The organism is Actinoallomurus sp. NBC_01490, from assembly GCF_036227085.1.
Taxonomy (GTDB): Bacteria; Actinomycetota; Actinomycetes; order Streptosporangiales; family Streptosporangiaceae; genus Actinoallomurus; species Actinoallomurus oryzae.
Genome location: NZ_CP109433.1, coordinates 5,542,822 through 5,560,021 on the forward strand (window position 1 = coordinate 5,542,822; position 17,200 = coordinate 5,560,021).

The 17,200-nt window shown below is 71.9% G+C and carries 14 protein-coding genes; 7 read left to right on the forward strand and 7 right to left on the reverse strand.

All coding sequences use genetic code 11. The annotated features are described in order from the left end of the window. The first annotated feature begins 1 nt into the window (after nucleotide 1). The gene (locus OG417_RS25850; protein WP_329261207.1) at nucleotides 2-1,411 is read left to right on the forward strand and encodes a glycoside hydrolase family 28 protein; all 1,410 of its coding nucleotides are present in this window, start codon (nucleotides 2-4) and stop codon (nucleotides 1,409-1,411) included. 19 nt (nucleotides 1,412-1,430) lie between these two features. Here OG417_RS25850 and OG417_RS25855 read toward each other — a convergent pair whose 3' ends face one another. Next, entirely contained in the window at nucleotides 1,431-5,204 is a 3,774-nt protein-coding gene (locus OG417_RS25855; protein ID WP_329261209.1) for a tetratricopeptide repeat protein, read from the reverse strand. An 11-nt stretch (nucleotides 5,205-5,215) separates the two neighbouring features. Further along, nucleotides 5,216-5,593 carry a trypco2 family protein gene (locus OG417_RS25860; protein ID WP_329261212.1) on the reverse strand — a complete coding sequence of 126 codons (378 nt, stop codon included), beginning with the start codon at nucleotides 5,591-5,593 and terminating at the stop codon, nucleotides 5,216-5,218. A 315-nt stretch (nucleotides 5,594-5,908) separates the two neighbouring features. Here OG417_RS25860 and OG417_RS25865 point away from each other — a divergent pair, with 315 nt between their 5' ends. After that, nucleotides 5,909-6,763 carry an endo alpha-1,4 polygalactosaminidase gene (locus OG417_RS25865; protein ID WP_329261215.1) on the forward strand — a complete coding sequence of 285 codons (855 nt, stop codon included), beginning with the start codon at nucleotides 5,909-5,911 and terminating at the stop codon, nucleotides 6,761-6,763. Nucleotides 6,764-6,847: 84 nt separating this feature from the next. Further along, entirely contained in the window at nucleotides 6,848-7,348 is a 501-nt protein-coding gene (locus tag OG417_RS25870) for an NUDIX hydrolase (RefSeq protein ID WP_329261217.1), read from the forward strand. A 103-nt stretch (nucleotides 7,349-7,451) separates the two neighbouring features. Here the strand turns inward: OG417_RS25870 and OG417_RS25875 are convergent, their stop codons facing one another. The 3 genes from OG417_RS25875 to OG417_RS25885 form a co-directional block, all read right to left on the reverse strand. After that, nucleotides 7,452-8,438, reverse strand: coding sequence for a tetratricopeptide repeat protein (locus OG417_RS25875; RefSeq protein WP_329261220.1), 987 nt, complete (start codon nucleotides 8,436-8,438; stop codon nucleotides 7,452-7,454). A gap of 144 nt (nucleotides 8,439-8,582) precedes the next feature. Then, nucleotides 8,583-9,392 carry an acyl-CoA thioesterase gene (locus tag OG417_RS25880; RefSeq protein ID WP_329261222.1) on the reverse strand — a complete coding sequence of 270 codons (810 nt, stop codon included), beginning with the start codon at nucleotides 9,390-9,392 and terminating at the stop codon, nucleotides 8,583-8,585. Nucleotides 9,393-9,488: 96 nt separating this feature from the next. Then, nucleotides 9,489-10,148 (reverse strand): class I SAM-dependent methyltransferase, encoded by a 660-nt coding sequence (locus OG417_RS25885; protein WP_329261225.1) that lies wholly within the window; start codon nucleotides 10,146-10,148, stop codon nucleotides 9,489-9,491. Nucleotides 10,149-10,526: 378 nt separating this feature from the next. Between OG417_RS25885 and OG417_RS25890 the strand changes: the two genes are divergently transcribed. Together OG417_RS25890 and OG417_RS25895 are read left to right on the forward strand one after the other, a co-directional pair. Further along, the gene (locus OG417_RS25890) at nucleotides 10,527-11,798 is read left to right on the forward strand and encodes an acyl-CoA dehydrogenase family protein (protein ID WP_329261228.1); all 1,272 of its coding nucleotides are present in this window, start codon (nucleotides 10,527-10,529) and stop codon (nucleotides 11,796-11,798) included. Nucleotides 11,799-11,907: 109 nt separating this feature from the next. Further along, complete coding sequence (locus OG417_RS25895) at nucleotides 11,908-12,774, forward strand: alpha/beta fold hydrolase (protein WP_329261231.1); 867 nt, start codon at nucleotides 11,908-11,910, stop codon at nucleotides 12,772-12,774. Nucleotides 12,775-12,802: 28 nt separating this feature from the next. Here the strand turns inward: OG417_RS25895 and OG417_RS25900 are convergent, their stop codons facing one another. After that, complete coding sequence (locus OG417_RS25900) at nucleotides 12,803-13,729, reverse strand: LysR family transcriptional regulator (RefSeq protein ID WP_329261233.1); 927 nt, start codon at nucleotides 13,727-13,729, stop codon at nucleotides 12,803-12,805. Between the two features lie 72 nt (nucleotides 13,730-13,801). On the opposite strand from OG417_RS25900, the gene OG417_RS25905 reads away from it, so the two are divergent. Further along, nucleotides 13,802-14,713 (forward strand): DMT family transporter, encoded by a 912-nt coding sequence (locus tag OG417_RS25905; protein ID WP_329261235.1) that lies wholly within the window; start codon nucleotides 13,802-13,804, stop codon nucleotides 14,711-14,713. Nucleotides 14,714-14,725: 12 nt separating this feature from the next. Here OG417_RS25905 and OG417_RS25910 read toward each other — a convergent pair whose 3' ends face one another. Continuing rightward, nucleotides 14,726-15,364 carry a flavin reductase family protein gene (locus OG417_RS25910; protein WP_329261237.1) on the reverse strand — a complete coding sequence of 213 codons (639 nt, stop codon included), beginning with the start codon at nucleotides 15,362-15,364 and terminating at the stop codon, nucleotides 14,726-14,728. Nucleotides 15,365-15,654: 290 nt separating this feature from the next. Here OG417_RS25910 and fes point away from each other — a divergent pair, with 290 nt between their 5' ends. Beyond that, complete coding sequence (fes, locus tag OG417_RS25915; protein WP_329261240.1) at nucleotides 15,655-16,899, forward strand: enterochelin esterase; 1,245 nt, start codon at nucleotides 15,655-15,657, stop codon at nucleotides 16,897-16,899. The last annotated feature ends 301 nt before the right edge of the window (nucleotides 16,900-17,200 follow it).

A 17,200-nucleotide genomic window follows, 5' to 3' on the forward strand; every position in this document is an offset into this window, starting at 1 on the left:
GATGACCTCACACGACTGGTCGCGCAGGACAGTGCTCGGTACGGCCGGCGGGCTGGTGCTGGCCGGGGCCGTCGCGGCCGTGAGCGGGCCCGCCGGGGCCGCGACCATCGGCGTGCACGGACGGCCCGGGTGGGGGTACGCCGAGGGCATCGCGCACCGCGTCCGGCCGCCGAGGTTCCCGAACCGCCGCTTCCCCGTCACCCGCTTCGGCGCGGCGGGCGACGGGACGACGCTGTGCACCGAGGCGTTCGACCGGGCCGTCAAGGCCTGTCACGCCGCGGGCGGCGGGCACGTCATCGTCCCGGCCGGCACCTTCCTGACCGGGCCGATCCACCTGCTGGACAACGTCGACCTGCACCTGGAGAAGGACGCGCGGATCACCTTCAGCACGAACGCCGCCGACTATCTGCCGGCCGTCTACAGCCGGTGGCAGGGCATCGAGTGCTACAACTATTCGCCGCTGATCTACGCCTACGGCCGCAAGAACATCGCGGTCACCGGATCGGGCACGCTCGACGGCCAGGCCACGTGGGACAACTGGTGGTCCTGGAACGGCGACGACGCGGCGGACGCGGCGTGGGCCACGCTGCAGAAGATGGCCGTCGACGGTGTTCCGGTGAAGCAGCGGGTGTTCGGCGACGGAAATCACCTGCGGCCGAACTTCATCCAGTTCTACCGGTGCCGGAACGTGCTCGTCGAGGGCGTCACGATCGTCGATTCCCCGATGTGGGAGATCCATCCGGTCCTGTCGGAGAACGTCACCGTCCAGGACGTCACGGTCGTGAGCAAGGGACCGAACAACGACGGTTGCGACCCGGAGTCCTGCCGTGGCGTCGTGATCCGCGGCTGCTCGTTCGACGTCGGCGACGACTGCATCGCGATCAAGTCCGGCCGCGACGACGACGGCCGCCGGGTCGGCGTGCCGTGCACGGACGTGCTCATCGAGGACACCGAGATGATCAACCGGTACGGGGCGATCGCCATCGGCAGTGAGACCTCGGGCGGCGTCGCGAACGTGTACGCCAGGAACTCCCGGATGGGCGGTTCCGATCTGCACTACGGCCTCTACGTGAAGACGAACTCGGTGCGCGGCGGGCTGATCGAGAACATCTACCTGAAGGACATCGCGGTCAGCGGCATCAACCACGAGTTCATCTCCATGAACCTCAACCACGGCGAGGGGGACACCGGAGAGTACGACCCGATCGTGCGCAACATCGAGGTGCGCGACCTGACCTGCGAGAGCGCGCGCGCCGTCGCGAGCATGGTCGGCTACGAACGCGACCCGATCAGGGACGTCCGGCTCCGGAACTGCGTGTTCGACAACATCCAGCAGGACAGCCAGATCCAGTACGTCGAGGGCCTGTCCCTCCGCGACGTCCTGGTCAACGGTCAGCCGATGACCGTCTGACGTCTTCACGCCGAGGTCGTCACTGGATGTACTCCTCGTACTTCTGGGTCAACCGAGCGGCCTCGGCGAACCGTCCGGTTTCGATCAGCACGTGCCACAGGGCCCCGACGGTCTCTCTCAGCCTCGGCAGCGTCTCGCGATTTCCGGCCTCCGCCTGCCGGAGGTAGAGCGTCGCAGCCTCCTCGAATAGTGGTACCGCCTGCGCGGACAGGTCGCTTGCGCGGAAGGCGCTGCCCAGGTTGTGCAGGGTATCCGCGAGCTCCGGTTCGTACCGGCCGGGGTCGGCGGCGGCCAGATCCCGCCGGATGCCGACGACCTCGTGGAAGAGCACCAGCGCGTCGGCGACACGCCCGGTCAGTGCGTACGTTCTTCCGGCATTGCTCAGGGTCCGGGCCAGTCGCGGACGGTATGTGCCGGGGGAGCTCTCGGCGACCTGCCGTATGAGCGCGACCGCCTCCTCCACTGCGGCCCATGCCTTGGACCGCGGGCCGAGGGCGGCGTATGTCTGGCCCAGCTGGCTCAGCGAGGCGGCCAGGTCGGCGACGGCGGGCTCCGACGAGAACTCGGTGACGAGCGCGCGGCGGATCTCGACGGCCTCGTCGGCGGCGGCCACCGCGCCTTCCATGTCTCCGGCCATCAGGCACTGAATGGACAGATTGTGCAGCGCCTGCGCGAGGTACGGACGGGACTCGTCCCGGTCCGGCTCGGGCAGGTCGTGGTACGCGGTGACAGCCTCCTGCGTGACGTCCAGGGCCCGGCGGGCGTCACCGGCCTGCCAGGAGCGATGGCCGAGCACGAGGAGACCGTCGGCGAGCGACCGGCCATGGCGGAGCGGGTCCGTCGCGGCGAGGGCCGAACAGACCCGCACGCGCTGCTCGGCGGCGGACATCGCCTCGTCGTGGCGGCCGATCCGCTCCGACCGCTTGACCAGCAGGTCCAGGGCGCGGGCGTACTCGGGGCCGTAGCGTTCGAGATCCACTACGGCGAGCCGCTCGCGGATCGCGGCTGCCCGGGCGGTCGCGTCCGCGGCCTCCTCGTGCCGGTCGAGGTCCGCCAAGTCCGCGCTGAGATTGATCAGAGCGTACGCGCACCTGTGCAGAACGTCGGGGCGCAGGCGTTCGGACTCGGCGGAGACCCCGTCGAGGATCGCGACGGCCTGCAGGCTGGCCGACAGAGCCGTGTCCGGGTGACCGTCACGGGCATAGGCGATCGCCAAGGTGCTCAGCGCGTCGGCGAACTCCGCCCCATAGCGGTCGTGATCGGTGCGGGCCAGCTCAGCGAACCGCTTGACGGCCCGCCCGGCGAAGGCCAGCGCCTCCTGGTGGCGTCCGGCGTCGGTGAGGTCGTTGGCGTAATTCCTCAGGCTGTTCGCCAAGTGGGGGCGGTATCGCTCCGGCTCGGCGGTGCTGAGCTCCTCGTACAGGACCGTGGCGGCCCCGGACTCCTCGACCGCCTCGGCGAAACGTCCCGCGTTGCCAAGGGCGACGCCAAGGCTGTAACGGGCGTGCGCGAGAGTCGCCGGATCCGGCGTGGGCCCGGCCGGACTCTGGAGGATACCGGTGGCCTCGCGGAGGGCGTCGACGGCCTCATCGTGGCGGCCAAGGCTCGTGCAGGCCGAGCCGAGCCGGATCAGGGCATCGGCCAGCTCACCCGGTGGCGGCGCAGCGACGGCGCCGCGGCAGTGGCGTACGGCCAGCCGGGCATGAGTGACCGCCAGCCGCCCGAGCAGCAGGTTCGGATGCACGGCTTCCAGGCTCGCCTGGGCGGCCTCGGCGATGGCCCGCGCCGTCTCGCTCCGGGCCGGATCCGCGTCCGGGTCCCCGTACTCGGCGAGGCAGTCGTTCAGCAGCCAGGAGAACGCCGACCACGGAGCGGTGGCCGCCGCCGTCAGCAACTCCCGCAGCCGGGAGGCCAGCAGCGCGCCCAGGACCTGCCGTACGGAGCCGTCGCGGTCGGCGGCGAGCCGCAGAGCGTGCAGCATGCGGGCCAGGTGGGCCAGGTGGGCCGGCGTGCGGGCCTCCTCGTCGACGAGCCTCGCCGTCAGATCGGCGAGGCCCGGCGTGGTGGCCAGCAGCCGTTCGGTGAGCGCGTCGGGGCGCAGCGACGCGATCGCCGGGACGCCCTCACGGTCGTCCTCGGCAGGGAAGGCCCGGACGAGCCAGTCGGCGACCTGCCCTCGCCGCTCCGACGTCGCGTCGGCCAGGTCGGGGACCGTACGGAGCAGCTCACGGGCCTCGTCCCGGTCCGGCTCTGTCAGCGCGGCGAGGGCGACCGCCTGCTGGGCGGGGACCTCACCCAGCCCGAGGTGGACGCGGACGCCGCCGTTCCACCCCGTCTGTGCGTGCCCCCATCGCCGTCTCTCGCGATCGAGCAGGCGGTCGAGCAGACGTTTTCGCAGGCCGTCTGGGGCGTCGGCGTCGATCCGCTCGCCGTGCACGCTCAACAGCGCGGCGATGTGCACCAGCAGCGGACTGTCATACTCGTCGCTGCTCACGTCCGGCGCGGGGCCGGCCGCGACGCCGAGCCGTTCGGCGAACGCGGCCACCGCCGCCGCGGCCTGTTCAGCCCGCTCCGCCGGGCCGAAGCCGGCCGGGGTGAGCGCGAGCCGCAGGTCGGTCACCTCGGTGAACAACCCGTCGGTCTCGGCGTCGATCGTCCGCCACCAGCCGCCGGCCTGCCGCGCGACCAGCAGCAGCCGTACCGGCGGCCCGGCGTGACGGGAGTTCGCCAGGCGCTCGGCGAGCCGGGTCAGCGCCGGGATCATCCGTTCGGCGTAGTCGAAGACCAGTAACAGCGGCCAGACCGGGTCCATTCGCGCCCAGGCCTCGTCGTCGACCAGGTCCTGATCGGCGACGTGGGCGTCCCAGCCGTCCTCCTCGCGCATCCGTACGCACAGTTCGGCGGCGAGCCTGCTCTTGCCCGCGCCGCCCTCGCCGGTCACCAGCGCGACGCTGAAGGACTCCGCCGAACGGCACCAGTCGCGCAGGCTCGCGAGCTCGCCGGCGCGCCCGGAGAACGGCACGACGCCGTGGCGCGGCAGCAGGAGCCGCGCCTCGGAGTGGCGGTGCGGCAGCTCGTCGTACGGCTCGCGGAGCACGCGAGGGTCGAGCGGCCAGGGTTCGTCCTCGTGGACCGGCTCCGGCACCGGATGGCCGGCCAGCGCGGCGAACTCCGGGTCCGCGAGGAGCCCGGCCACGCTCACCGCCTCCAGCCGGCGGTGGGCGAAACCCCCGAGGTCCCCGACCACGACGCCGAGCAGGCGCCGCCCGCGGGACGACAGCAGCGCCGCGCCGCACACGCCCGACCAGTCCCGCGTGCCGGAGGGCGGCGGCGAGTCGAGGTCGATGACCAGCCGCTCGGCCTTGGCGCGGGTGTTCGGCGACAGGTGTCCGACGGCCTCGTCGGTGTCGCGCACACGTTTCGGACGGGTCTGCGACGCGGGGAAGCCGATGGCGACGCAGGGCACCCGCTCGTCGACGGCGGGCAGGCCCCAGCGCAGCGCGCCCGTGTCGGGCGACCCGCGCCACGGTGCGTTCCCCACCCGGAGCAGCGCCGCGTCGACCGCGTCGTCGCGCCGGCACCACACCACCGTGACGCCCTCGGTGAGCCAGTCCGGCGTGCCGAGCGGCCGGACCTGGACGTTCCGCAGGGCCCCGTCGTCGGACTGGACCACATGAGCGGCCGTGAGCACCAGGTCGTCGCCGATCGCGTATCCCGAACCGAAATTGTCTCTCTCGGCCTCGGCCCAGATCTCGACGACCCGCGCGGCCCTGCTCCGGTGTGCCGGCGACATGGCGCCTCGGCTCAGGCGGGGCGCTCGGGAAGAGCGTCCGCGACGCGGACGTCGGCCGTGTCGCCGGCCAGGTCCGGGGTGAGCGTGAGCTTCACGCTGTGGGTCGCCCCCCGGCTGTGGTCGAGCTTGCCGCCGACCTTCACCACCTGCCACAGGCCGAGCTCCGCCGAGCCGCCGCCGGAGGTCGTGGCGACCACCTGGAGGTTCACCTCGATCGACTCGACCTTGAAGCGCAGCTCTTCCTGACGCGCCGCTTCGATGGCCTCGGCCAGCTCGGCACGCAGGCTCGACAGCGCTCGAGCGAGCGGAAGTCCGTCATCCGGCACCGGCGATTCCATGTCGCGCTCCGCTCTCCCGGCCACCCGCTGGCTCGCGATCGTGAATGTCATGATAATTCGCCGACGGCGGGGAGTCCGTGGATGACGGGCGTCCCGCGATCGGTCCCGGGGCCGGCCGGTGCTCGAAGCGGCGAAGCGGCAGGTCCCGCGCTTCCGCGCCGGAAAGGGTTGCGCAAGATCCACTGATGGGTGATCCTCTCTGCTGGCCGACGGAAGGAGCGATTCCTCGCGTGCTGGCGTCAGTCCTGCGGATCCTTATGGGCGACGCCACCCCTGCCGCCGCGGTGAAGCCGGGGCCGGTGAGTACGGGGAGTGCGGAACAGCACGCATGCCGCCCCGTGGTACCCAGTCTCACGAGGAGCGTTCATGCGCCATCGAGTACGCCTCATCGTCGCCGCTCTCGCGGCACTCTTCACCTGCCTGGTATCGGCCGCGCCGGTCCAGGCCGCCACCCTCCCGAGCCCGGTCTCGTGTTCCGGCTGTTGGCATCCGGCCCTGAACACCAGCTGGCAGTGGCAGCTCTCGTCGGTGCCGTCCGCGCCGTACCTGGACCTGACCATGTACGACATCGACGGATTCGACGCCACCGCCGGTGACGTGGGCCGGCTGCACTCCACCAAGTCCGGCCGCAAGGTCGTCTGCTACATCAGCGCGGGCACGTACGAGGACTGGCGCCCGGACGCCGGCGACTTCCCCAGCAGTGTCCTCGGCAACGACGTCGACGGCTGGGAGGGCGAGCGCTGGCTGGACATCCGGCAGTACACCGGCACGCTCGGCACGATCCTCAAGGCGCGCATGGACATGTGCAAGTCCAAGGGGTTCGACGCGATCGAGTTCGACAACGTCGACGGCTACGGCAACGATCCCGGGTTCCCGCTCACCGCGAACGACCAGCTGAAGTTCAACGGCTGGCTGGCGAACGAGGCGCACGGCCGTGGCCTGTCGGTGGGGCTCAAGAACGACAACGCGCAGCTCAAGGCCCTCCAGCCGTACTTCGACTGGGCGCTGAACGAGGAGTGCTGGAAGTACGACGAGTGCACCAGCGCGCAGACCGGCGGCTACGGCTATGACAAGTACGTCGCCGCCGGCAAGGCCGTCTTCAACGTCGAGTACGACCTGGCCACCTCGAAGTTCTGCGCGAAGGCCAACGCCCAGAACTTCAACTCGTTGAAGAAGGACCTCGACCTGACCGCCTACCGGGTTCCCTGCCGCGGCGTCTGACCGTCCCGGCCGTACGGGCCCCGCCGGACCGCCTCCCCGGCGCTCCGGCGGGCGCTCGGTGGATGTTCCCGCTAGCCTCGGCGGATGAGTTCTGGCCGTTCAGCGATGGTGCCCGCCGATCAGTACGTGGCGTCACTGGCGCGTAAGCGGATGGGCGCGGGCGCGTTGTTCCGGGACGGGGCCGGGCGGGTGCTCCTGGTGGAGCCGACGTACAAGCCCACCTGGGAAGTGCCCGGCGGGGCGGTCGAGCAGGAGGAGTCGCCGACGGCGGCGTGCCGCCGGGAGGTGCTCGAGGAGCTCGGCCTGGACCGGCCGGTCGGGCGGGTGCTCGCGGTCGACTGGGTGCCGTCGACGCCGGAACGCCCCGAGGGGGTGATGTTCGTCTACGACGGCGGCGTGCTGGCCGAGACCGACATCGCGGCGATCCGGCTGCAGGCCGACGAGCTCAAGTCGTCCGCGTTCGTGGCGCCCGAGCGCGTGGGTGAGCTGACCGGCGCGCTGCTGGCGCGCCGGATCGCCGCGTGCCTGGACGCGGTGGCCGCAGGCACGGCCGTGTCTCTTGAGAACGGTCGCTCGGCCGGTTGATCCCGCCCGCGCCCCGGCACGATCAGCCTCACCTGGCAACGGGGCCAGGGCCGTCACTGAGGTGATCTCACCGGTTCCCACGTGAGATCACCTCACTGAGCCCTCATCCGGCCTGCTGGTAGCGGCGGGCCGCGGCCACGAGCTCGGCGGGCAGGCCCGGACCGGTACATGCGTGATCGATCAGCAAGTGGAGGTAGGAGTCGTTCGGCAGTTGCGGCGCCAGCTCGATGAGCTCGCTCAGGTCGGCCGGGGAGCCGGTGAGCCGCGCCCGGTAGGCGGCCCCGGCCGCGCGGAGCGTGGTCTCGGTCGGCTCATGGTGCAAGCCCTGATCGATCAGTCCTACCGCGGCGGCGAAGTCGCCCTGTTCGGCCCGCAGGTCGGCCAGGTCGAGATACAGGGACCAGTTGGCCGGGTCCAGGACGAGAGCGCGCTCGAATGCCGCCGTGGTCTGCTCCCGATCACCCAGCCGGCGCCACGTACCCGCGCGTACCACCTCCGTCAGCATGATCCGCTCAATGGAGTCGGCCTGGTCGCAGAGGCCGAAGGAGTCGTCGATGAGGCCGCACGCCCGCAGCAGGATCGCCATCTTGGCCAGCGCCTCCGGTCGCGGCGACCGGGCGTTGACCACGTCGATGGCATGGAACCAGGGCCGGAACCGTTCGCGCATGGCGTCGGTGTCCAGCTCGTGGCCGTAGTCCATCGTTCGCATCGCGGCATCGGCCAGCGCTTCGGCACTCACGGCGCCGAGGAACCGCTCGTCGCCGAACCACGGGGCCGTGGACCAGGCGATCTCGGGCTGCGCGCCGGTGACCGCCCCGATCGCCAGCGCCGCACCGTCCATGTCGCCCTCGAGGAAGCAGATGTATGACCGCGCCAGCACGGCGCTCAGGGAGTTCGCATCGTGGATGACCCCGGCCAGCTCCGACCGCTGGTCCTTCCACAGCTCGGCGAGCACCGCGTAGGGCTCGGGCTCCTGAGGCGCGGAGGCGATGGCGCTCGCGAGATGGCGCAGGGCGGCCTCCGGGCTGCCGCCGCAGTGCGCCAGCACCCGCGCAAGACCGGCTCCAGCCGATACCGCTCGATTCGACATCGTCCGAGCGTAGCGGGACGACGATGGAGTGAACGGTTCCGCCAGCTCGGATGGCGTCGTCGGTACCGTGGTCCTGCCGGATCCGCACCTCACGGTCAGGCATATCGCCTGATCCATCGCAACGGTCCGCCAGGGACACCGTGGTCATCGTCGGGATGAGTCACCGGGCGCCCGCAGGAGGGCTTCCTGGGCCACGGAGGCGACGAGGGTTCCGTCCAGGGCCCGTACCGAGCCCTGAGCCAGGCCGCGGGTGCCCACGTGGGCGACGGGGTCCATGGAGTACAGCAGCCACTCGTCGACGCGCGGCGGGCGGTGGAACCAGATCGCGTGGTCGAGGCTCACACCCAGCGCCTGAGACTCCGGCGACCGGGCCGCCCGTACGACGGCGAGGTCCGACAGGTAGGTGAGCACGCACGCGTGCCGTGCCGGATCCGCGCCGACCGGCGTCGTCGCCCGTGCCCAGAAGGGGTGGGAGATCGGGAAGGGGCCGGGATCGGGTGTGGCGACCGGCCGTATCTCGACCGGCTGGTCGTCGCCGAACAGCAGGGACAGGCGCACCGGGCGGAGGCCGTCGGGCGGCGGCACGGGCGGGGGAGCGGACGCCTGCCAGTCCTCGCCGGGTTCGGGTTCGTGGAAGGAGGCGAGCATTTCGAAGATCGGCTTACCCTCCTGGCAGGCGGTGACGTCGCGGGTGGAGAAGGCACGTCCGTCACGCGTCCTGTTCACCTCGAACCGCAGCGGCAGACCCGGCCGGCCGGGCCGTATGAAGTAGGCGTGGAGGGAGTGCACCCGCCGCCGCGCGTCGACGGTGAGACCGGCGGCACGCAGCGCCTGCGCCGCCACCTGCCCGCCGAACGACCGCTCCAGCGCACCGTCCTGCGGAGCGGCGAGGAAGTGATCGCCGTCCAGTCGATCGAGTTCCAGCGAGGCCCAGAACGGCGCTGCGTCGGTCACGGGTGCCTTTCGTCCTGACGATGGGGGTGTGGGACATTCTCCCTCGGACGGGGCATGTGGGCTCGCGCGGTAGCGCGGCCGGGGCTTTGCCGGCCGCTACCCGGCGCCGGAGCCTCGCTGCTTGAGCAGGCCGTGTCCCACGAAAGTGAACATGGATTCGCCTGCCGCCAGTGGTTGCGGTTCGGCCGTGAAGCGGTGCACGCCGACTCCGAAGCCGGCGTCGGGCCGTGACAGCCAGTGTCGCTCGAAGCCGGACCGTTCGAACCAGTCGCAGATCAGCGGCACGCGGTCGGGCGCCGAGCGGTGCCGCGTCCAGATGACGGTCCCCCCGGTCCTGGTGAGCTGGGGGCAGAAGGCGATGGTGCGCCGGATGTCCTCGTCGGTGATGTTGCCGAACAGCCCGCACACCAGGACCACGTCCGCCGGAACCATGCCGCGGTATTGGTCGATGAGCGCGGCGTCGCCCGTGAGCACCTCCACCTGGTCGAGCCCTGCGGCCCTGACCGCCGCCGAGGCGAGCGCGGTGTTGCGTTCGTCGAGCTCCACCAGGCGCGCGCGAACGTCGGCCCGGCGGGGATGCCCGTCGAGCACCTCCAGCAGGTCCCGGCCCTGCCCGGCGCACAGACTGACGACCCGCAACGGACCGGGCGGGCAGCCGTCCAGGGCGGCACCGACCTGCTGCTGCACCACCTTCAGGCGCCGGGCCAGCGACGAATCCGCCAGGTCGTACTGATCGTGCCAGGCCCGCCAGTCCATGGCCATCACCCTAACCGCCGGGACCGGGGCCCTTAAGAGACGAAAACCCCCGCCGAAGCGGGGGCTCGGTAGCGGTGTTCGCATGCGTGGCCGGCTGAAGTCGTACGGCCCCCTGCTAGTGCGCCGGGGGCCGCGGCGGCTTGCGGGCGGACGTCGCGACCGCCGGCCTGGAAGACGGGTCGCGCCCGACGACAAGATCCGTGCTCAGGTCGCTGTGGCCGAGGCACTGAGAGGGCTCAAGGCTTACGTCCGGGTCAACGGTGGAACGCCATGGCACGAGGATGACCTCGGTAGGTCGCTGGACGAGCGGGCCTGCTGGGCGTGATGGTGCCCAGGGCTGAGACGCCGGACGAGCACGGCTACCTAGTTCGGGCACCAATGCCCATCGCCCACCCCGACCACCGCGAACGCCTCAGCTTCGACGCCCGCCACAGCGGCTTCTGCACCAACGGGGGAAAGGCCATGACCGACATCGCCATTCACGACACCGACACCACCCGCCAGCGGCTACGCGCGCAGGTGCGCCAGTTGTGCGCAGGTTTCGCGGGCGACTACTGGCGTACCTGCGATCGCGAACGCGCCTACCCGGAGGAGTTCGTGCACGCCCTCACCGAAGCCGGCTACCTGTCCGCACTCATCCCGGAGCAGTACGGCGGGCTGGGCCTGGGCGTCACCGAGGCCGGCATCATCCTGCAGGAGATCAACCGTTCCGGCGGGCACGCCGCCGCCTGCCACGCCCAGATGTACACCATGGCGCCGCTGCTGCGGCACGGCAGCCAGGAGCAGAAGGACCGTTACCTGCCCAAGATCGCTTGCGGCGAGCTGCGTCTGCAGGCCTTTTCCATCACCGAACCCGAGGCCGGCTCCAACACCCCGGAGATCCGCACCACCGCCGTGCACGACGGCGCGGACTACACGGTGACCGGCCACAAGAACTGGACCAGCCGCATCTCCCAGTCCGACCTGCTGATGCTGCTGGCCCGCACCCGCCCACTACCGGAGAACCCGGCCGAGCGAGCGGAGGGCATCAGTCTGTTCCTCGTCGACCTGCGCCAGGTCCGCGCCGAGCAGCCTCGCTCGCTGATCGTCGAGCCGGTGCGCACGATGTTCAACTACGCCACCAACCAGGTCTGGTACAAGGACATGCGGATCTCCGCCGACAGCCTGATCGGCGAGGAGGGCAAGGGATTCCGGTACGTCATCGACGGCTGGAACGCCGAACGCATCCTGCTGGCCTCCGAGGCCATCGGCGACGGCTACTGGTTCCTCGATCGGGCGATCGACTACGCCAAGCAACGCGATGTCTTCGGCCATCCCGTCGGCGCCGACCAGGGCGTGCAGTTCCCGCTCGTCCGCGCCTACACCCAGGTCATCGCCGCCGACCAGCTACGCACCCGTGCGGCGGCCCTGTTCGACACCGGGCAGAAATGCGGCGCCGAGGCCAACACGGCCAAGTATCTGGCCAGCGAGGCCAGCTGGCAGGCGGCCAACATCTGCCTGGACGCCCACGGCGGCAACGGGTTCGTCGACACGTGGGACGTCGAGCGCAAGTTCCGTGAGACCCGCGTCTACCAGGTCGCTCCCGTCAACAACAACCTGATCCTCGCCTTCCTCGGCCAGCACGTGCTCGGGCTGCCCCGCTCCTACTGACCGATCATGACCTCGACTTCGACGACCTGCACACTGACCGGTGAATTTCGCCGGCGTCGTGCGTCTGTAAGGGAGAACAACGAGGAATCACCGGCAGGGGAGAGCACCCATGACCGAACCGAAGACCGACACGCTCGCCGTGCCAGGGGCCGTGCTGCACTACGACGTCCGGAGCCACGGCTCCGGCGACCATCCGGTCCTGCTGCTCATCGGCTCGCCGATGGGCGCCGCGGGATTCGCCACCCTGGCCGGGCACTTCACCGACCGTACGGTCGTGACCTACGACCCGCGCGGGGCGGAGCGCAGCAGGCGTACCGACGGCGCCGCCGAGTCCACACCCGAGGAGCACGCCGACGACCTGCACCGGCTGATCGCCACGCTGGACGCCGGCCCGGTGGAGATCTTCGCCAGCAGCGGCGGAGCCGTCAACGGCCTGGCCCTGGTGGCACGGCATCCCGAGCAGGTCCGGACACTCGTGGCGCACGAGCCGCCCGTGGCACGGGAACTGCCGGACCACGAGCCGGTACTCGCGGTGTGCGTCGACATCCACGAGACGTACCTGCGCAGCGGCATGGGGCCCGCGATGGCGAAGTTCATCGCGCTCATGAGCCACGAAGGGGCGGTCCCGGCCGGGTTCGCCGACGGGCCGGCGCCCGACCCCGCCGCCTTCGGGCTGCCGGCCGAGGACGATGGTTCACGCGACGATCCGCTGGTCGGGCAGAACATGCTGTCCTGCACCCACTACCGGCCCGACTTCGCGGCGCTGCGCGCGGCGCCGACCCGGATCGTCATCGGCGTGGGAGGCGAGTCCGGCCAGGTGCTGACCGGGCGTGCGGCCGTGGCGGTGGCCGACCGCCTCGCGACGGAGCCCGTCACCTTCCCGGGCGGGCACGACGGGTTCCTCGGCGGTGAGTACGGCGCCACCGGCAAGCCCGAGGCCTTCGCCGCCACCCTCCGCACGGTCCTCACCGGCTGACGCCCGTCCTCCGGAGCCGGGAACGCGTTCATCCGCCCGGCGGGACGTGATCCGGACGGGCGGACACGGCGTCCACGATCGCGGTGACGGCCGGATGCCAGGGGTGTCCAGGCGGACCGGTGAGCACCAGGCGGCGGGTGATCTCCTGGATGAGCGGGACCATGACCAGGCGCGGGACGAGCATGGCGCCGGCCAGGGCCGGGAGGATCGAGACGCCGATCCCGGCGCGGACCATCGCCATCAGCGTTCCCATGTCGCGGATGCGGTGCGTCGGATCGAACGGAACACCCGCCCGGCGGTGCAGCTCGCGGATGTGTCGCTCGCAGCCCCCGAGTGAGAGCAGGAACGCGTCGTCGGCGAGGTCGGCGACGTCGACGGCCGGTTCGCCGGCGAGCGGGTGATCGGCGGGTAGCAGGGCGTGGAAGCGGTCCCGCGCGATGGTCACGCCCGGCCCGGGCGGCGGGTCGACCAGGACGGCGAGGTCGACGGTGCCGTCGCCGAGCCAACCGGTGATCTCCTCGTCCTCACCCTCGAACAGGGTGACGCCGACACGGGGGAAGTCGGTGCGCCACTGGGTCATCAGGCCGGGCAGCAGCCCCTGGCACACCGTGGTGGGCGCGGCCAGCCGGAGGCTGCCGCCCGGCCTGCCGTCGCGCTCGTCCGCGAGGTCGCGGATGGCGGCCGCCGCCGCGACGGCGGCACGGGCGTGGGGCAGGACACGCTCCCCGAAGGCGGTCGGCCGCGGGGGAGCCTGTCGGGTGAGCACGGCGGAACCGAGGCCACGCTCGAGCGCGGCGACGGCATGGGAGACGGCGGACTGGCTGATGTGCAACGTCTCGGCCGCAGCGCCGAACCCGCCCTCGTCGAGCACCGCCACGAACGCCCGCAGCTGGCTGAGGTTCAGGTTCATGAGTCCTCCGGAGGCACGGCGCTCTCGCTCACCACGTGCGGTCATGAGTGATCCTCATGTGAGGCGACATGTTACTTGTTGGACTCATAATGCCGATCCGGCGCATCATCCGATGCCGTGACCGAGCTTCGTGAGACCCGACCGGCGCGCCGGTCGGCCGGCGACCGTGCGACGCCGCGCTGGATACCGGGGTTCGCGCTGCTGTCGCTGATCTGGGGTGCGAGCTTCGCGCTGATCAAGGTCGCGGTGGACGCGGGGACCGCGCCGATGTGGGTGGCCTTCTGGCGCTGTTTCTTCGGCGCCGTGGCCCTGGGCGCGGTGTGCGCCGTACGCCGGATCGCGCCGCCGCGCGACCGGGCCACGTGGGCGCACGCGCTCGTGGTGGCGGTGCTCTTCAACGCGGTGCCCTTCGCGCTGTTCTCCTACGGGGAGACGCGGGTCAGCTCGGTGCTGGCCGGCATCTGGAACGCGACCACCCCGCTGACCACGCTCGTCTTCGTCCTCGGGCTGATTCCGGGGGAGCGGCCCACCGCACGGCGTGTGCTCGGCCTGCTGACCGGGTTCGCCGGCGTCCTCGTGGTCCTGGGCGTCTGGCACGGGCTCCAGGGCGGCACCGCAACGGGTGACCTGGCGTGTCTGGGGGCGACGACCTGTTACGGCGCGGCTTTCACCTACACGCGGAGGTATTTCTCGGGCCGGGGCGACGCGGCGGCGCTGGCGCTGACGCAGGTCCTCTGCGCGACCGTCGAGCTGGCCGTCGTGACGCCCCTGCTCGCCGGGCCGCCGTCCTGGCCCGGCGAGCGGGCGGGCGTCGCCCTGGTGGTGCTGGGAGCCGCCGGCACCGGGCTGGCCTACGTCATCAACCTGGCGGTGATCCGTGCGGCGGGGACGACGGTGGCGGCCTCGGTCACCTACGTCACCCCGCTCTGGTCGACGTTGCTGGGCGCCTGGCTCCTCGGGGAGCCGCCGGGCTGGAACACCCTGGCCGGGGGCGCGCTGGTACTGGCCGGCGTGATCGTGTCACGGTGAGGACCCGGTGCGTCATACGGCGGACGGCCGGAGGCGGTGCGGCATCTGCCAGCCGCTGGCGAGGCGGGACGGGTGCACGTTGTGGCCGCCCCCGAAGAACTCGCAGAACTTCATGATCAGCGGGTCCCAGCCCACCGGGTCCACGTAGTGGGTCCCCGGAATGACCAGGTCCTCCTCGACGTGGGACCGTACGACCTCGACCTCGAAGGCCGTCACGTTCAGGGAGCCGACGCCGAACGGGTGCGTCGCCACGAGCCGGCACTCCAGCTGGATCGGGCACTCGGCGACGCGGGGCGGCGCCACCAGATCCGACGCCTGCTCGGTCAGCCCGGCCGTCGCGAACTTCTCCGGCTCGTACCGGTAGCCCTGCCGCGCCTTGTACTCGGGTACGTCCGGGCGGCCCGTGGTGAGCGCGAGCCGGTCCACGGCCTCCACCATCGCCGACGACGGCAGGTTGAGGACGCACTCGCGCTCGCGCAGCAGGTTCGCGGGGGTCTGGCCGCTGTTGGCCAGGCCGAGCATGCAGTGGTCGCCCAGCCACCACGCGGACGACATCGGCGCGAGGTTCGCGGTGCCGTCCTCGTTGCGGGAGCTGATGAGAACGACCGGGGTGCCGAAGTACAGCACCTTCAGTTCGGGATCGATATGCACTCTTCGTCTTTCGCCGGGTACGGGGTTGGATCGGCCCGGAACGCGGGGCCGGTCACCACTGTGCGTGGCACCGGGCCGCGGTCGCTGGCGGGAATCCGACCTCGCGTTCGGCGCGGGGGAGCGGCCGGAGACGCGGGCCTCCCGCACGTGCCGGCCGGGCCGTACGGGGGCGGTCCCCGCGCCGTCGGCGATGGCGTCCGGGCGGTACGCTCGGTCGGTGAGGTGGCCGGGGGAGACGGCCCCTGAGCCGTTCTCACCGTCCTCCGGGAGCCAACCGTATGTTCGCCTCCGTGCCCCCCGTCGGCGCCCCCAGCCATCCGCCCCGGCTGGCGCGGCCCGACGCGGTGCCCCGGCTCGACGATCCCGTTCTCGCCCTGCCCGGCCCGGAGAACATCGCGGACTTCTGGGCGGACGTCCGCCGGCGCGGCACGCCTCTGATCGCGCCCGATCCGCGGGGCGGTCGGGACCAGGTGGCCGTGACGTTCCTGTGGCGGGGTACGCCCGCCACGCGCGCCGTCCAGGTGCTGCCCAACAAGCTCGGCGACCCGCGCGACCCCGAGCGCAACCTGATGGAGCGCGTGCCCGGGACCGACGTCTGGCACTGGACGGTCCGGCTGCGCGACGACTGGCGCGGGACGTACGACTTCTTCGTCGACGAGGGCGGCGGTCCGGAGCCGGGCGGCGCCGACTACTGGCGATGGCTGCGCACCCGCCGCCGGGCCGACCCGTTCAACGCCCGTACGCTGCCGCGCCGCTGGAGCGGCGACCCCGTCTCCTACGCCGAGCTGCCGACCGCGCCACGCGCCGTGCACTGGGAGCCCCGGGCGGATGTCGCACGCGGCGCCGTGGCCGAGCACAAGGTGGCGACCGCGCACCTCGGCGGCCACCGGCGGGTCTGGCTGTACGCCCCGCCGGGCGTCGAGGCCTCGGCCGAGCTGCCCGTCCTCGTGCTGCTGGACGGCGAGCACTGGCAACCGCGGCTCGGCGTCGCGCACCTTCTCGACAACCTCCTCGCGGACGGGCGGATCCCGCCGCTGGCCGCCGTCCTGCCCGACTCCGTGGACGGCGACACCCGGTGGGCGGAGCTGACGTGCCGGCCGGAGTTCGTCGCCTTCCTCACCGACGAGCTGCTTCCCTGGGCCTCCGCGCGGCTGCCGCTCACCGGCGACCCCGCTCGCACGGTGGTGGCCGGCCAGAGTCTCGGCGGGCTCAGCGCGGCCTTCGCCGCGCTGACGGCGCCGCACCGCTTCGGCAACGTCCTGGCCCAGTCGGGGTCGTTCTGGTGGCCCGACGGCCCGGAGCCGGAGTGGCTCACCGGCCGCATCGCGCACGGGCCCCGGCTTCCGGTGCGCTTCTGGCTCTCCTTCGGCGAGCAGGAATGGGTGCTGCTCCCGGCCGCCCGCCGCCTGCGCGACACCCTCGCCGCCGCGGGGTACGACGACGCGGTCTACCGCGAGTTCAACGGCGGCCACGACTACCTGTGCTGGCGTACGGAACTGGCCGACGGCCTGGCGGGCCTGCTGTCGGGCGCATGACGCAGCGCGTGTGAACCTTCCCCGTGCCGCGAGCCGTGCCGCGAGCCGTGCCGCGAGTCGCGCCGCGAGCCGTCGCAGCCGTGTGAGGGGTCCCTTCACCTCGCCCTGGCCAGGTGAAGGGACCCCTCACAAGCGCGCGCCCGGGCGCGGCGTCCGCGCGCGGGCGCGGCTCTCAGCGAATCAGGGATCGAGCTCCTTCAGGCGTGCGGCCAGCACCGCCGCGACGTCGTCGAGCCACCGGTCCCGCACCAGTTCGGGATGGGTGCAGGGCAGGTCGTGGTTCGCGATCGAACCGGTCACG

Bases quoted from the DNA above. Each gene is read 5' to 3' on its own strand.
- OG417_RS25850 (WP_329261207.1), top strand. From the start codon at position 2: ATGACCTCACACGACTGGTCGCGCAGGACAGTGCTCGGTACGGCCGGC.
- OG417_RS25855 (WP_329261209.1), bottom strand. From the start codon at position 5,204: ATGTCGCCGGCACACCGGAGCAGGGCCGCGCGGGTCGTCGAGATCTGG.
- OG417_RS25860 (WP_329261212.1), bottom strand. From the start codon at position 5,593: ATGACATTCACGATCGCGAGCCAGCGGGTGGCCGGGAGAGCGGAGCGC.
- OG417_RS25865 (WP_329261215.1), top strand. From the start codon at position 5,909: ATGCGCCATCGAGTACGCCTCATCGTCGCCGCTCTCGCGGCACTCTTC.
- OG417_RS25870 (WP_329261217.1), top strand. From the start codon at position 6,848: ATGAGTTCTGGCCGTTCAGCGATGGTGCCCGCCGATCAGTACGTGGCG.
- OG417_RS25875 (WP_329261220.1), bottom strand. From the start codon at position 8,438: ATGTCGAATCGAGCGGTATCGGCTGGAGCCGGTCTTGCGCGGGTGCTG.
- OG417_RS25885 (WP_329261225.1), bottom strand. From the start codon at position 10,148: ATGGACTGGCGGGCCTGGCACGATCAGTACGACCTGGCGGATTCGTCG.
- OG417_RS25890 (WP_329261228.1), top strand. From the start codon at position 10,527: ATGCCCATCGCCCACCCCGACCACCGCGAACGCCTCAGCTTCGACGCC.
- OG417_RS25895 (WP_329261231.1), top strand. From the start codon at position 11,908: ATGACCGAACCGAAGACCGACACGCTCGCCGTGCCAGGGGCCGTGCTG.
- OG417_RS25900 (WP_329261233.1), bottom strand. From the start codon at position 13,729: ATGACCGCACGTGGTGAGCGAGAGCGCCGTGCCTCCGGAGGACTCATG.